The organism is Cellulomonas sp. GbtcB1, assembly GCF_019091725.1.
Classification (GTDB): domain Bacteria; phylum Actinomycetota; class Actinomycetes; order Actinomycetales; family Cellulomonadaceae; genus Cellulomonas.
Map to the genome: position 1 here is coordinate 1 of NZ_JAGXJG010000078.1, position 13356 is coordinate 13356.

Annotated in this window: 12 protein-coding genes and 1 pseudogene; 6 read left to right on the forward strand and 7 right to left on the reverse strand. The window is 77.0% G+C overall.

Annotation, left to right across the window (positions count from 1 at the left end; all coding sequences use genetic code 11):
- Positions 1–84 precede the first annotated feature (84 nt).
- Positions 85–501 carry a DUF4383 domain-containing protein gene (locus tag KVT14_RS18795; protein ID WP_217617065.1) on the reverse strand — a complete coding sequence of 139 codons (417 nt, stop codon included), beginning with the start codon at positions 499–501 and terminating at the stop codon, positions 85–87.
- 189 nt (positions 502–690) lie between these two features.
- Between KVT14_RS18795 and KVT14_RS18800 the strand changes: the two genes are divergently transcribed.
- Together KVT14_RS18800 and KVT14_RS18805 are read left to right on the forward strand one after the other, a co-directional pair.
- Complete coding sequence (locus tag KVT14_RS18800; protein ID WP_154730165.1) at positions 691–984, forward strand: MTH1187 family thiamine-binding protein; 294 nt, start codon at positions 691–693, stop codon at positions 982–984.
- Between the two features lie 202 nt (positions 985–1186).
- Entirely contained in the window at positions 1187–2314 is a 1128-nt protein-coding gene (locus tag KVT14_RS18805; RefSeq protein ID WP_217617066.1) for a hypothetical protein, read from the forward strand.
- 19 nt (positions 2315–2333) lie between these two features.
- On the opposite strand, the gene KVT14_RS18810 is transcribed toward KVT14_RS18805, so the two are convergent.
- The 5 genes from KVT14_RS18810 to KVT14_RS18830 form a co-directional block, all read right to left on the reverse strand.
- Positions 2334–3302 carry an alpha/beta hydrolase gene (locus KVT14_RS18810; RefSeq protein ID WP_217617067.1) on the reverse strand — a complete coding sequence of 323 codons (969 nt, stop codon included), beginning with the start codon at positions 3300–3302 and terminating at the stop codon, positions 2334–2336.
- 31 nt (positions 3303–3333) lie between these two features.
- Entirely contained in the window at positions 3334–4296 is a 963-nt protein-coding gene (locus KVT14_RS18815; protein WP_217617068.1) for a zinc-binding dehydrogenase, read from the reverse strand.
- A 178-nt stretch (positions 4297–4474) separates the two neighbouring features.
- A complete protein-coding gene (locus tag KVT14_RS18820; protein ID WP_217617069.1) occupies positions 4475–5299 on the reverse strand; it encodes a maleylpyruvate isomerase N-terminal domain-containing protein in 825 nt (274 codons plus the stop codon).
- A gap of 47 nt (positions 5300–5346) precedes the next feature.
- Positions 5347–6465, reverse strand: coding sequence for a homoserine O-acetyltransferase (locus KVT14_RS18825; protein ID WP_254631308.1), 1119 nt, complete (start codon positions 6463–6465; stop codon positions 5347–5349).
- 173 nt (positions 6466–6638) lie between these two features.
- The gene (locus KVT14_RS18830) at positions 6639–7958 is read right to left on the reverse strand and encodes a bifunctional o-acetylhomoserine/o-acetylserine sulfhydrylase (RefSeq protein WP_217617071.1); all 1320 of its coding nucleotides are present in this window, start codon (positions 7956–7958) and stop codon (positions 6639–6641) included.
- 559 nt (positions 7959–8517) lie between these two features.
- Here KVT14_RS18830 and KVT14_RS18835 point away from each other — a divergent pair.
- Positions 8518–9864 carry an NlpC/P60 family protein gene (locus tag KVT14_RS18835; RefSeq protein ID WP_217617072.1) on the forward strand — a complete coding sequence of 449 codons (1347 nt, stop codon included), beginning with the start codon at positions 8518–8520 and terminating at the stop codon, positions 9862–9864.
- A gap of 102 nt (positions 9865–9966) precedes the next feature.
- Here KVT14_RS18835 and KVT14_RS18840 read toward each other — a convergent pair whose 3' ends face one another.
- Complete coding sequence (locus tag KVT14_RS18840; RefSeq protein ID WP_146835884.1) at positions 9967–10464, reverse strand: inorganic diphosphatase; 498 nt, start codon at positions 10462–10464, stop codon at positions 9967–9969.
- A gap of 191 nt (positions 10465–10655) precedes the next feature.
- On the opposite strand from KVT14_RS18840, the gene dacB reads away from it, so the two are divergent.
- The 3 genes and pseudogenes from dacB to KVT14_RS18855 form a co-directional block, all read left to right on the forward strand.
- Positions 10656–12044 (forward strand): D-alanyl-D-alanine carboxypeptidase/D-alanyl-D-alanine-endopeptidase, encoded by a 1389-nt coding sequence (gene dacB / locus KVT14_RS18845; protein ID WP_308161168.1) that lies wholly within the window; start codon positions 10656–10658, stop codon positions 12042–12044.
- A 51-nt stretch (positions 12045–12095) separates the two neighbouring features.
- Positions 12096–13169, forward strand: coding sequence for a zinc-dependent metalloprotease (locus KVT14_RS18850; RefSeq protein WP_217617074.1), 1074 nt, complete (start codon positions 12096–12098; stop codon positions 13167–13169).
- A 1-nt stretch (position 13170) separates the two neighbouring features.
- Positions 13171–13356: pseudogene (locus KVT14_RS18855) on the forward strand (hypothetical protein); the annotation flags it as partial.

The window sequence follows — 13356 nt, forward strand, 5'->3', positions numbered from 1 at the left end:
CGACCTCGAGCGCCAGGCCGAGCGCGTGCGCGCGGCCGAGGAGCCCCCGCGCGGACCCGGGGACGCGGCCGGCGAGCGACCCGCTCACGCCCGGCGCGCCGCGGCCGGGGCGGTGGCGGCGCGGTCGGCGCCGAGGCCGACGCCGAGCAGCAGGATCGCGCTGGCGAAGTGCAGCACGTTGTCCGCGCCGTTCAGGGCGAGGATGTTCGCCGACGAGCCGACCAGGAACAAGCCGAGCAGGCCGACCAGCAGGTAGACGGCGCCGACCGTGGTGTTCACGCCCCGCGCGGCGCGCACCGAGGACAGCGCGGCGCCCAGCAGGGCGGCGCCGATCGCCAGGTGCACGATGTTGTGCAGCGGGTTGACCTCGAAGAAGATCAGCGTCCCGCCCTCGGTCCCCGCGAAGTCCGCGCCGGAGCTGACGAAGAACCCGGCGATCCCGACGAGCAGGTAGACGGCGCCGAAGATCCCGCCGACGAGGCGGTTGGCAGACTGGCCCATGGTGATCTCTCCTCCCGGGGTGCGTCCCCGCTGACGTGGCGCACGGAGCGTGCGCTGGTGGGGGTTCGGAGCGGGGGCGGGGCCGGATGGGTCCGACCTGCGGGTGAAGCGCCCCGCACCCGTCCGCGCGGGCCCCGTACCCGTCCGGGGGCTGGACGGATCCCCGCCGCGTGCACCAGGGTGGGAGGCATGCTCGTGGCGTTCTCCGTGTCCCCGCTCGGTGCGGGTGAGTCCGTGACCGAGGCCGTCGCCGACGCGGTGCGCGTGGTCCGGGAGTCGGGCCTGCCGCACCGCACGGACGCGATGTTCACGACCATCGAGGGCGAGTGGGACGAGTGCATGGACGTGGTGAAGCGGGCGTCCGAGGCGGTCGGCCGGCACGCGGGCCGCGTGAGCCTCGTCCTCAAGGCGGACATCCGGCCGGGCCGCACCGGTGAGCTGACGGGCAAGGTCGAGCGGTTGGAGGAGCACCTGTCCGCGTGACGGCGCGCGCGTCCGGCCGGCGGCCGGGACGCGCCGGCGTGGACATCTCGTGCAGATGGGCGGGGCCGGGACCCGGTGCGGTCCCGGCGGTGGAAGACTTCCGCGGGGTGGAGCGCCCGGCGGTGCCGGGCGCCCGGCAGCGGTGCGTACGGCGCGGTGGGGCGGTCCGGTCGGGGGCCGCGAGAAGGGATGCAGCGGACTGATGGCGATCTTCGAGCTCGACGGCGGCCACGGGACCCTCGTCCAGCCGATGCGGCCCCGGGCCGACGCGTTCGAGGCCGACTCGTCCGCGCTCGTGGCGGAGCACGCGTCGGACCTGCTGGGCGAGCAGGTGCTGACGGTGCGCGAGGGCGCCCACGGCGGCCCGCACCTGCTGGCGCTCGACGCGGCCTCGCGCCCGGTCGTCGTCGAGGTCGTGCAGCTGCTGGACGAGGCGGCGCTGGTGCGCGCGCTGCGGCACGCGGGCGGTGCCGCCCGGCTGAGCCGCGCGGACCTGGCGCGGATGTACCGCGGCGGCCCCGAGGCGTTCGAGGCCGAGCTCGCCGTGTTCCGCGACCGTGCCCCCGTGCTGCGGTCGCAGGGCCCGGTGCCGTCGGGCGCGCGGCTGGTCGTGGTGTGCGCGGACGTCGCGGAGGACGTGCTGGAGGCCGTCGACCACGTGACCGCGGGCGGCGGCGTCGAGGTGCTGCGGCTGGGCGTGACCCAGGGCCCCGGCGGGCGCCGCTACGTCGACGTGTCGCCGCTGCGCGCGACCCCCGGGCAGCGCCGCGCCGTCGAGCCCGGCCCCCGCACCGGTGCGGTCCCGGTGGCCGCGGCCCGCACGGCGACCTCGGGCGGGCACCGCGGGACGGCGCCCACCGACCCGACGCCGGTGGTCCGACCCGATGCCGCCGACCGCCCTGACGCCGCCGGGGCTCCCGCCGCGCCCGAGGGCGCCGAGCACCACCGGCACGCCGCCCCCGCCCCGGAGCCGCGGCCCGCGCCGCGCACGGACGAGACCACCCTGATCCCGCCGGTCGTCGACGACGTCCCGGCCCCGCGCGACGGCGACGCGACCGCGGTGGCCTCCGAGCCGCTGCCCGAGCTGGAGGCCCTCGCGGCGGCCGAGCGCCGGGACCTGGAGCTCGTGTGGCACCGCGTGCGCCGCAACCAGCGGCTGGTCGCGACGCTGCGGGTCGACGGGCTCATCGAGCTCGAGGACGGCAGCGTGCACGCCGACCCGAGCAGCGCCGCGACCGCGGCCGCCGACCTGGAGCGGCCGACCGACGGCTGGCGGGTGTGGCGGTTCGGCGAGGACGGCCCGACGCTCGGCGAGGCCGTCGGCGCCTGAGCCGCGCGCGGCTGGTCGCTCACGACCAGCCGTACGCCGCCGTCCACCGGCCGATCTCCGCGTACAGCCGTGCCCGGACCGGGGCCGGCGACAGCGTGAGGTCGTGCAGCCCGCCCGCGATCCGCACCACCGACACCACCGGCCCGAGCTGCACCGCGCGGCGGGCGAGCAGCTCGACGTCGAGCACCACGTCCGCGGCGCGCATGTCCTCGCTCCACCGCGGGCTGATCACGGTGCGGTCGGACGCGAGCATGAGCACCGGCACCCGGATGTGCAGCCCCCGGGCCACCTCCGCGTGCCCGGCGATGATGGCGGCGAGCCAGCCGGCGCGGACGGGGAACGCGGGCACGGGCCGCCAGGCGTCCTCGTAGGTCCACTCCCCGCCGTCCGCGGCCCGCAGCGTGCGGCCGTAGAAGCCCGGGTCGATGTTCGGCAGCGGTGCCTTGGGCTGCAGCCGGGCCAGCCGGGCGATCGCCGGCGCGCTCGCGTGCCGGACCACCGCGGCGCCCTGCAGCTCCAGCCAGGGCGAGTTGAGCACCAGCCCGTGGAGGCGGCCCGGGTGCCGGTTCGCCCACAGCGCGCCGATCAGGCCGCCGGTGGAGTGGCCCATGATCATCACCCGCGCGAACCGCCCGAGGTCGCGGTGCACCTGGTCGAGCGCGGCCTCGATCTCCTCGTCGTAGGTGCGCAGGTCGTCGACGTACCCGGGTGTCTGGTGCGGTCGCAGGCTGCGGCCGTACTTGCGCAGGTCGAGGGCGTAGAACGCGGCGCCCTGGGCGTGCCAGAACTCGGCGAGCCCGGTCTGGAAGAAGTAGTCGGACCAGCCGTGCAGGTAGAGCACGGCGCGGGAGGGCCGCAGCGCCTCGGCCGTCGGCGGGGCGTACCGGACCAGGCTGGCGACGACCTCGCCCTCGTCGTCGGGCGCCAGGTCGATCGTGCGGACCCGGTAGTCCTCGCCCAGGACGTCCTCGTGCCAGCGGCCGGCCATCGCGCGCCCTCCCCGTCGGCCTCGCGGCCCGTCAGACCTCGGCGACGACCTTGCCGAACTGCTCGCCGCGCGCCAAGCGTGCCAGGCCGTCGCCGACCCGGGCCAGCGGGACGGTCGAGTCGACGACCGGCCGCACGCCGGTGCGGGCCAGGAACGCGAGCAGCTGCTCCAGGTCCTGCTTCGTGCCCATCGTGGCCCCGAGCACCGCGATCTCCAGGAAGAACACCCGCTGGATCTCCATGGCGGCGGGGTCTCCCGTGGTGGCGCCGGCGACGACGATCGTGCCGCCCGGCCGGACGGAGCGCACCGAGTGCGACCACGTGGCGGCGCCGACGGTCTCGACCACCAGGTCGACGCGGACGGGCAGCCGCTCGCCGGACGCGACGGCGCCCGCCGCCCCGAGCTCCAGCGCCCTGGCCCGGCGCCGCTCGTCCCGGCTGGTCACCCAGACCTCGAGCCCGGCGGCCGCGGCGAGCCGGATCGCGGCCGTCGCGACGCCGCCGCCCGCGCCCTGCACCAGCACCCGCTGGCCCGGCTGCGCGCGGCCGGTCGTGAACAGCATCCGGTAGGCGGTGAGCCAGGCGGTCGGGACGCACGCCGCCTCGACGAACGACAGCTCCGCCGGCTTCGCGACGAGGTTCCACGTGGGGACCGCGACCCGCTCGGCGACCGTGCCGGGGTACCGCTCGGACAGCAGCGACCGCGGCTCGGCGGGGCCGACGCCGTGCCCGGACGCGCCGCCGACCACGGCGTGCAGCACGACCTCGCGGCCGTCGGGGGTCACGCCGGCGCCGTCGGTGCCGAGCACCATCGGCAGCTGCTCGGCCTTCAGGCCCACGCCGCGCAGCGACCAGAGGTCGTGCTGGTTGAGGGCCGCCGCGCGGACGTCGACGGTGGTCCAGTGCTCGCGTGCGTCGGGCTCGGGGTGCTCCCCGACGGTCAGCCCCGCCAGGGGGTCGTCGGGCGAGAACCGGGTGACCATCGCGGCGAGCATGCTCCCGACCCTATCCCGCGCGCCGCGGGCTGCCCCGGGACCTCGCGAGAACTCGCCCGCACCCCGCGAGAACCCCGCCCGCACCCCGCGAGAACCCGTCGAGATGGCAGCTCTCGGCTGTGCCGGGGCGTCCGGGGACAGCCGAGAGTCGCCATCTCGGCGAAGCGGGGGCTCGGCGTCAGAGGAGGGGAAGCATGCGGCCCAGGTCCGGGACCGAGTCGGACGTGAACCGCGGGGCGAGGGCGGCCGCCAGGACGTCGACGTCGTACGGCACCCGGCCCGCGGCGAGGCGCACCCAGGTCAGCGGCTGCACCACGTCGAGGTCCCAGCCGCCGCGGGCTTGCACGATCCGCAGCAGCTCGGTCGCCACGAGGTCCAGCGCGTCGCCGTCGACCGGCCCCGCCGAGGTGACGCCGTCGCCGAGCCCGCCCTCCGGTCCGAGCCCGCCCGGCACGCCCGGCAGCGGGCCGACGCCGGTGCCGAGCTCCGCGCGCGACCCCGGGGCCGCGCCGCGGGCGCGCGCGAGGGAGCGCTGGAGGTCGTCGGCGTGCACCACGAGCTCGGTGATGCGGGACGCCAGCATCGTGGACAGCAGCACCGGGCCCCGGCGGGCCTGCACCACGCGGTCCTGCGGCCCGAGCTCGTCGGCCCGGCGCAGCGCCTGCGCGACCAGGGTGTCGACGTGCCGCAGCGGGTCGTCGGCGATCTCGGACGCGAGCTCCTTGGTCACCCGGTCGATGTCCGCCGCCCGGCCCGCGTACGAGCCCAGGTACTCGGCGAGGCTGAGCGGGACGGTGCCGGGCGGCGCGGGCTCGCACACGGCCAGCGCGTCCATCGCCCGGCCGAGGTGCGCGACCAGCTCGGCGACGCTCCAGCCGTCCAGCACGCTCGCGGCCCGCGCGGTGTCGGCGTCCAGCACGTCGCCGACCCAGTCGCGCAGCGCGTCCCACTGCCGGCGCAGCACCGCGGTGCGCTCCGTGACGTCCCCGATCCCGGTCTGCATGGGGTCAGCGTGCCAGACGCTGCCGCGCTCCCGGCGCGGCGTCCGCCTCAGCCCTCCAGGTGCTCCCGGACCAGCGGCCCGAGCTGCTCGTGCTCGATGAGGAACCCGTCGTGCCCGTACGGGGTCCGCAGCGTGCGCAGCGGCCGCGCCCCCGGCACCCCCGCGGCGATCCGCGCGGACTGCTCGGGCAGGAACAGCCGGTCCGAGTCGACCGCGACCACCAGCGTGTCCGCGGTGACCGTGGCGAGCGCCGCCTCGACGCCGCCGCGGTCGCGGCCCAGGTCGTGCGTGATCATCGACCGGGTCAGCACGGCGTAGGTGTTCGCGTCGAACCGGCGCGCGAGCTTGTCCCCGTGGTGGTCCAGGTACGACTGCACCGCGAACCGGCCGCCGTCGAGCGGCTCCTCGCCGCCCTGCGGGATCCGGCCGAACCGCGCGTCGAGCTCGGCCGCGCTGCGGTACGTCTGGTGGGCGATCTGCCGGGCCAGCCCGAGCCCGACGTGCGGGCCCTCGCCGTCGGGCGCGTCGTAGTAGTCGCCGCCGCGGAACCGCGGGTCGGCGGACAGCGCGGTGAGCTGGGTGTGGAACGAGGCGATCTGGTCGCCGGAGGTCTGCGCGGAGGTGGCGATCGCCGCGAGCCGCCGGACGCGGTGCGGCGCGGTGACCGCCCACTCCAGCGCGCGCTGCCCGCCCATCGACGCGCCGACGACGAGGGCCCAGGACCCGATGCCCAGCGCGTCGGCGAGCCGCAGCTCGGCGGCGACCTGGTCGCGGACCGTCAGCTGCGGGAACCGGCTGCCCCACGGTCGGCCGTCGGGCGCGGTGCTCGCCGGGCCGGTGCTGCCCTGGCAGCCGCCCAGCACGTTCGGTGCGACGACGAACCAGCGATCGGTGTCGATCGGCGCCCCGGGACCGACGAGCGTCGACCACCAGCCGGGCGTGGGGTGCCCGGGGCCGGCGTCGCCGGTGACGTGCGAGTCGCCCGTGAGGGCGTGCAGGACGAGCACGGCGTTCGAGCCGTCCGGGGCCGGGGTGCCCCAGGTCTCGTAGGCCATCCGGACGTCGGGCAGCCGGCCGCCGGCCTCCAGGTCGAGCGCGCCCAGCTCCACGAACCGGCGCCGGCCGACGGGGTCGCCGTCGCGCCAGGCGGAGGACGCCCGGGGCAGGGTGCTCGGCGCGGACCGGCCGCTGCGGTCGCCCGTGGGGCCGCCCGGGCCGGCGGCGGGGGTGGTGCGGGTGCTGCGGTCGGGCACGGGCCGTCCTGACGTGGGTGCGCCGACGGGCGCCGCGGGGATCGCGGCGCCCGTCGGGGTGGATCGGGTGGTGGGCACGGGGTCGCTCAGGCCCCCTTGGCGGCGCGGAAGCCGGCGTCGAGGTCGGCGAGGATGTCCTCGATCCCCTCCAGCCCGACGGAGAGCCGGACCAGCCCCGGCGTGACGCCGGACAGCGCCTGCTCCTCGGGGGTCAGCTGGCTGTGCGTGGTCGAGGCCGGGTGGATCACCAGCGAGCGGACGTCGCCGATGTTCGCGACGTTGGAGTGCAGCTCCAGGGCCGACACGAACGCCTGGCCGGCGGCGGCCCCGCCCTCGACCTCGAACGCGAGGACCGCGCCGGTGCCGTTCGGGCCGTACTTGCGGCCGAGCTCGTACTGCGGGTGCGAGGGCAGGCCGGCGTAGGTCACGGACAGCACGTCGTCCCGTGCCTCCAGCCACTCGGCGACCTTCTGGGCGTTGGCGACGTGCCGCTCGACGCGCAGCGACAGGGTCTCGAGGCCCTGGGCGATGAGGAACGCGTTGAACGGGCTGATCGCGGCGCCGAGGTCGCGGAGCAGCTGCACCCGCGCGCGCAGCACGTAGGAGAGGTTGACGCCGAAGGCCCCGTCCTTGCCGAGGTCCCGCGCGAACACCAGGCCGTCGTAGGACGGGTCGGGGGTGTTGAACGAGGGGTACCGCTCGGGGTCGGCTCCGTAGTCGAAGGTGCCGCCGTCGACGATCACGCCGCCGATCGCCGCGCCGTGCCCGCCGAGGTACTTGGTGGCGGAGTGGACGACGACGTCCGCGCCCCACTCCAGCGGCCGGATCAGGTACGGGGTCGGGACCGTGTTGTCGACGATCAGCGGGACGCCGGACTCGTGGGCGACGCCCGCGACGGTCTCGATGTCGAGGACGTCCTGCTTCGGGTTCGGCACCGTCTCCGCGAAGAACGCCTTGGTGTTCGGGCGGACCGCGTCGCGCCACGCCTGCGGGTCGTGCGGGTCGGTGACGAACGTCGTCTCGATGCCGAACCGGGGGAGGGTGTGGTGCAGCAGGTTGTACGTGCCGCCGTACAGGCTGGGGCTGGCGACGACGTGGCTGCCGGCCTCGGCGATGTTGAGGATCGCGTACGTCTCGGCGGCCTGGCCGGACGCGAGCAGCAGCGCGCCGACGCCACCCTCGAGGGAGGCGATCCGGTCCTCGACGGCCTGGACGGTGGGGTTGCCGATCCGGGTGTAGATAGGGCCGAGGTCCTTGAGCGCGAACCGGTCGGCCGCGACGCCGGCGTCGGGGAACACGTAGGACGTCGTCTGGTAGATCGGCAGCGCGCGGGCGCCGGTGGCGCTGTCGGGCGTCTGGCCGGCGTGGATCTGGCGGGTCTCGAAGGACCACTGCGACTGGGTCATCGTCTGTCTCCTGGCGGTGCGTGGGGGCTGGCGGTGCGGGTGGTGGGCGGTGCGCACGCGCGTCGTGCCAGGAGGGGTCCCGGGCGGCCGGTGCCGGTGTGCGGCGCCCCCGGGGCGACGGGCGGTCGCCGTCAGCGGGGCGCCGGGGCCGCGGCCCGTCGAGGGCCTGCGGGCACAGCCGAGCGTGCGCTGGTCAGCGACACATTCGGCGGGACATGCCGCCCACAGTACGGAGCGGGCGCCCGGGCGTGGAACAGCCGTCCCGCGATGTGAGACGCGCTGTCCACGGCGGGCGGGCGCGGGGGTGCCGAGCGGCACGTCACGGGGGTCGGAGATCGCCCGCGCGGGTGATTCGTCCCCTCCGGTGTCCGGTTCGTCCCGAACCACGCCGATGTGACTCGTGTGAACGGTGTGACTCGTGTTCACTTCTGTGATTTTCCCCGGTAGCGTCCCTGAGCGGGGCGCGGGACTCCGCCGGCCCCGGTCGCGCACGCGGTGCGCGGGGGGTGGCGGACGGCTGACGAGAGGCGAGCAGGTGCGGACGAGACGAGCGCGCGCGGTGCGCGGTGCAGCCGCGGCGATCACGGCGGCGGTGCTGCTGCTGCCGGCGAGCGGCGCGGCGCTGGCCGACCCCGACGTGAGCGACCAGGACGTGCGGGACGCCCGGCGGGCCGTGTCGTCCGCGTCCTCGGCCGTCGCGGGCATCGAGGTCCGGCTGGCCGAGCTCAGCACGCAGGCGGAGACCAGCCAGGTCGCGGTCCAGCAGGCCGGTGAGGCGTACGCGCAGGCCCAGGCCGACCTCGCGTCCGCGCAGCAGCAGGCCGCCCAGGCGTCCGACCAGTACGACGAGGCGCAGGAGAAGTTCGCGGACGCCCGGGCCACGCTCGTGGCGATCGCCCGCGAGGCCGCGCGGTCCGGCGGCTCCATGGACACCGTGCAGGCCCTGCTCTCCGCCGACGGGTTCGAGGACGTCGTCGCCCGCAGCGAGGCCCTGTCGCACGTCAGCTCCAAGGCCGACCAGGCCGTGCAGGGCTACCTCGCCGCCGAGCAGGTCGCCACCACGCTCAAGACGAAGGCCGACGAGGCTGCCGCCGCGCAGGAGTCGGCCGCCGCCGAGGCGCAGGACGCCCTGGACGCGGCCCAGCAGGCCCAGACGGACGCCGACGCCGCGGTCGCCTCCGCGCAGACCGAGCGCGCCGGCCTCATCCAGCAGCTCGCTGTCGCGCGGAACACCAGCGCCGAGGTCGAGCAGGCCCGCCAGGACCAGATCGACGCCGAGCGGCAGCAGCGCGCCGAGGCGGCCGCGCAGGCCGAGCGCACGACCGTGCCCGCCGTGAGCACGCCGGCCGCGGGCGGCGGCAGCTCGACCCCGGCGGCCGGGGGCGGGACGGCCGCGCCGTCGACGCCGTCCACCCCGAGCACGCCGTCGACGCCGAGCACGCCCCCGCCCGCGACGACCCCGCCGGTGACCACGCCCCCGGTGACGACGCCCCCGGTCACGACCCCTCCGGTCACGACCCCGCCGCCGGTGTCCGCGAGCAAGGCGCAGACCGCGATCGCGTGGGCCCGGACCAAGCTCGGCCTGCCCTACGTCTGGGGCGGCACCGGCCCCAACGGGTACGACTGCTCCGGGCTCACCCAGGGCGCCTGGCGCGCGGCCGGCGTCAGCCTCAACCGCACGTCCCGCGACCAGTACCGCCAGGTGACCAAGATCGCGTACAGCGACCTGCAGCCGGGCGACCTGGTGTTCTGGGGCACGAACAAGAACGACGCGAGCAGCGTCTACCACGTGGCCCTCTACATCGGCGGCGGCCAGATCCTCGAGGCGCCGCGCGAGGGCGTCCCGGTCAAGATCTCGCCCATGCGGTACACGAACTCGATGGCCTACGCGGGCCGGGTGGGCTGACCCGCCCACCCCGCACCACGACGGAGGGCCCCGGAGCGCGCGCTGCGCTCCGGGGCCCTCCGTCGTCCGGGTCGCCGCCCCGCGCGGGGGCGGCGGCGCGGGTCAGTGCTGGTCGTACCCCGCGTCGATCGCGCGCTGCCGGGAGCGCTCGATCTCGGCCTCGGCCTCGGCGCGGCCGACCCAGTGGGCGCCCTCGACCGACTTGCCGGGCTCCAGGTCCTTGTAGACCTCGAAGAAGTGCTGGATCTCCAGGCGGTGGAAGTCCGAGACGTCGTCGATGTCCTGGCGCCACGCGGCGCGCTGGTCGCCCGTCGGCACGCAGAGCACCTTGTCGTCGCCGCCGGCCTCGTCGCGCATGCGGAACATGCCGAGCGCGCGGCAGCGGATCAGGCAGCCGGGGAACGTCGGCTCCTCGAGCAGCACCAGGGCGTCCAGCGGGTCGCCGTCCTCGCCGAGGGTGCCGTCGATGAACCCGTAGTCGTCCGGGTACCGGGTCGAGGTGAACAGCATGCGGTCCAGCCGGATCCGTCCGGTCGCATGGTCGACCTCGTACTTGTTCCGCTGGCCCTTGGGGATCTCGATCGTGACGTCGAACTCCACACCTGCTCCTTCGTCTCCGCCGCCGGCGACCCTGGCGCCGCGGCGGGCAGCTGATCACGGCGGCGTGCCAGGTGGTGGCGCGTCGCCTTCAAGCCCCTAGTGTGACGCACGGACGGCTCGGCGGTGGCCCGGGCCGGGAGAACGGGACGCGAACGGGAGGTGCGGTGGCGCGCGCGGGCAGGACGATCGGCGTGGCGGCGCTCGTGGTGGTGCTCGCGGGCGGGGCCTACGTCACCGCGGACGCCTACGACGTGGTGCCGGGTCTCGTGACCCTCGCGCCCGAGCCCGCCCCGGCGGCCCCGTTCCCCGAGGCGCCCGGCGCGACGACGACCGGGGCCGGTGCGACGGTGCTGGCCGACCTCGACGCGGCCACCCCCGCCCCGGACGCGGACCAGGTGCAGGCGCTGGTGCAGGGGCTCGCGGGCGACGCGCGGCTGGGCCCGACGGTCGGCGTGCTCGTCGCGGACGCCCTCACCGGCGAGGTCCTCGGGGAGCACGCGGGCGACGACGCCCGGACCCCGGCGTCGACCGCCAAGCTCGTCACCGGCGTGGCCGCGCTGACCCGGCTCGGGGCGGACCGGACCTTCGACACCACGGTGCGCCAGGGCGCGGGGGACCAGATCGTGCTGGTCGGCGGCGGCGACATGATGCTGGCGGCCGGCGTGGGCGACCCGGACGCCGTGAACGGCCGCGCGGGCCTCGCCGACCTCGCGGCGCTGGTCGCGGTGCAGCTGCGGCTCGCGGGCCGGGACACGGTGACGCTGGGCCTCGACGACACGCTGTTCAGCGGCCCCGCCACGGCGCCCGGCTGGGACCCCGCGGACATCGCCATGGGGTTCGTCGCGCCGGTGGCACCGCTCGCGGTCGACATCGCGAAGATCTCCGCCGGCGAGTACCCGCCGCGGCGCGCCGACCCGGCGATGCACGCCGCCACGGAGTTCGCCGCGCGGCTGGGCGAGGCGGGGATCACGGTGACCGGCACCCCCGCGCGGGTGTCCGCGCCCGCGACCGGGGACGTCCTCGGCGTCGTGTCGTCCGCGCCGGTCCCGGAGGTCGCGCAGTACTTCCTCGACACCTCGGACAACACGATCACCGAGGTCGTCGCCCGGATGGTCGCGCTCGACCTCGGCCTGCCGGGCAGCTTCGAGGGCGCGACCCAGGCCGTGCTGCGCACCGCGCAGACCCTGGGCGTCGACACCGCGGGCGCCACGCTGGCCGACGCCTCCGGGCTGGCCGACGGGTCGGCGCTGCCGCCGCGGATGCTGCTCGGGCTGCTCGAGCTCGTCGTCGACCCCGCGCACCCCGAGCTGCGCGAGGTCAGCAACGGCATGCCGATCGGCGGCCTGACCGGCACGCTGTCCGACCGGTTCCGCTCCGGCGACGCGACCGGCCTGGTGCGCGCCAAGACCGGCAGCCTCACGAGCGTCACCTCGCTGGCCGGCTCGGTGCTGGACGCGGACGGGCGGCTGCTGCTGTTCGTGCTCATGGCCGACCAGACCGGGGCGGTCGGCCAGTACCAGCCGCGGCAGGCGCTGGACGGGTTCGTCTCGGCGCTCGCGGGCTGCGGCTGCCGCGGCTGACCCCCGCCCGTCTGCAACGACCGCGCGCACGCGCGTGGTTACGGTGGGCGGGTGCAGCCGGCCGTGGACTGGGACCTGGCGGCCCGGCTCGCCGCGCGCGCGGTGCGGTCCGGGCCCGCCGCCACGCGCGCCGAGCGGGCCGCGGTCGTCGCCGACCTGCACGCCGCCGCGCCCGTCGCGGCCGAGCACGTCGCCCGGATCACCCGGATGGCGCCCGCCGACCCGGCCGCTCCCGCGCACGACGTCCGGGTGGTCGACCGCGCGTCCTGGGCGCGCGCCAACGTGCGGGCGCTGGAGGGCCTGACGGCTCGGGTCGGGGTGCCCGCCGACCGGGGACTGCGCGGCGCGGCCGGCGCCGGGCAGGTCGCGGCGGTCCTCGGGCTGCTGTCGGGGGCGGTGCTGGGCCAGTACGACCCGTGGGGCGGCCGGGGCACCCTGCTGCTCGTCGCGCCCAACGTGCTGGCGGTCGAGCGGGCGCTCGGGGTGGACCCCGCGGACTTCCGGCTCTGGGTGACGCTGCACGAGCAGACGCACGCCCAGCAGTTCGCGTCCGCGCCCTGGCTGGCGGACCACCTGAGCGACCGGCTCCGGGTGCTGCTCGCGGAGGAGGGGTCGCGGCCGCGGTGGCCGTGGCCGGCGCGGGGGGACGGGACGGACGGGGCGGCCCGGGCGGACGGCGACGCCGGCGACGAGGACCCGTCGGGCGACGCGGGTGCCGCGGCGCGCGGGGGTCGGCCGCGCTCGCTGCTCGACCTGCTCGACCCCCGCCAGCGCGTCGTGCTCGACGAGGTCGGCGCGGTCATGGCGCTGCTCGAGGGGCACGCGGACGTGACGATGGACGCGGTCGGCCGCACGGTCGTGCCGTCCGTGCGGCGCATCCGGCGCCGGTTCGAGGCCCGCCGCGACGGCGCCGCCGGCACGGGCGGCATGCGCAAGGCGCTGCGGGCCGTGCTCGGCATGGACGTGAAGCTCGCCCAGTACCGCGACGGCGCGGCGTTCGTGCGCGCGGTGCGCCGCCGGGTCGGCACCGACGGGTTGAACGCGGTGTGGACGGCCGCGGACGCGCTGCCGTCGGCCGCAGAGATCGCGGACCCGGCCGCCTGGGTGCGCCGGGTGCACGGCTGACGTGGCGCGCCTCGACCCCGCGGTCGCGGCCGTGCGCGGCGCCGTCGCGGACGCGCTCGCGGACCTGCCGGTCGGCGCGCGCGTGCTGGTCGCGTGCTCCGGCGGCCCGGACGGCCGCCGGCACAGCCCGCGACCGATGACGCACGAGAGGCCCGCCCCCCGGCGGGGACGGGCCTCTCGGCACTCG

Bases quoted from the DNA above. Each gene is read 5' to 3' on its own strand.
- KVT14_RS18830 (WP_217617071.1), bottom strand. From the start codon at position 7,958: ATGACCCAGTCGCAGTGGTCCTTCGAGACCCGCCAGATCCACGCCGGC.
- KVT14_RS18815 (WP_217617068.1), bottom strand. From the start codon at position 4,296: ATGCTCGCCGCGATGGTCACCCGGTTCTCGCCCGACGACCCCCTGGCG.
- KVT14_RS18810 (WP_217617067.1), bottom strand. From the start codon at position 3,302: ATGGCCGGCCGCTGGCACGAGGACGTCCTGGGCGAGGACTACCGGGTC.
- KVT14_RS18795 (WP_217617065.1), bottom strand. From the start codon at position 501: ATGGGCCAGTCTGCCAACCGCCTCGTCGGCGGGATCTTCGGCGCCGTC.
- KVT14_RS18800 (WP_154730165.1), top strand. From the start codon at position 691: ATGCTCGTGGCGTTCTCCGTGTCCCCGCTCGGTGCGGGTGAGTCCGTG.
- KVT14_RS18820 (WP_217617069.1), bottom strand. From the start codon at position 5,299: ATGCAGACCGGGATCGGGGACGTCACGGAGCGCACCGCGGTGCTGCGC.
- KVT14_RS18805 (WP_217617066.1), top strand. From the start codon at position 1,187: ATGGCGATCTTCGAGCTCGACGGCGGCCACGGGACCCTCGTCCAGCCG.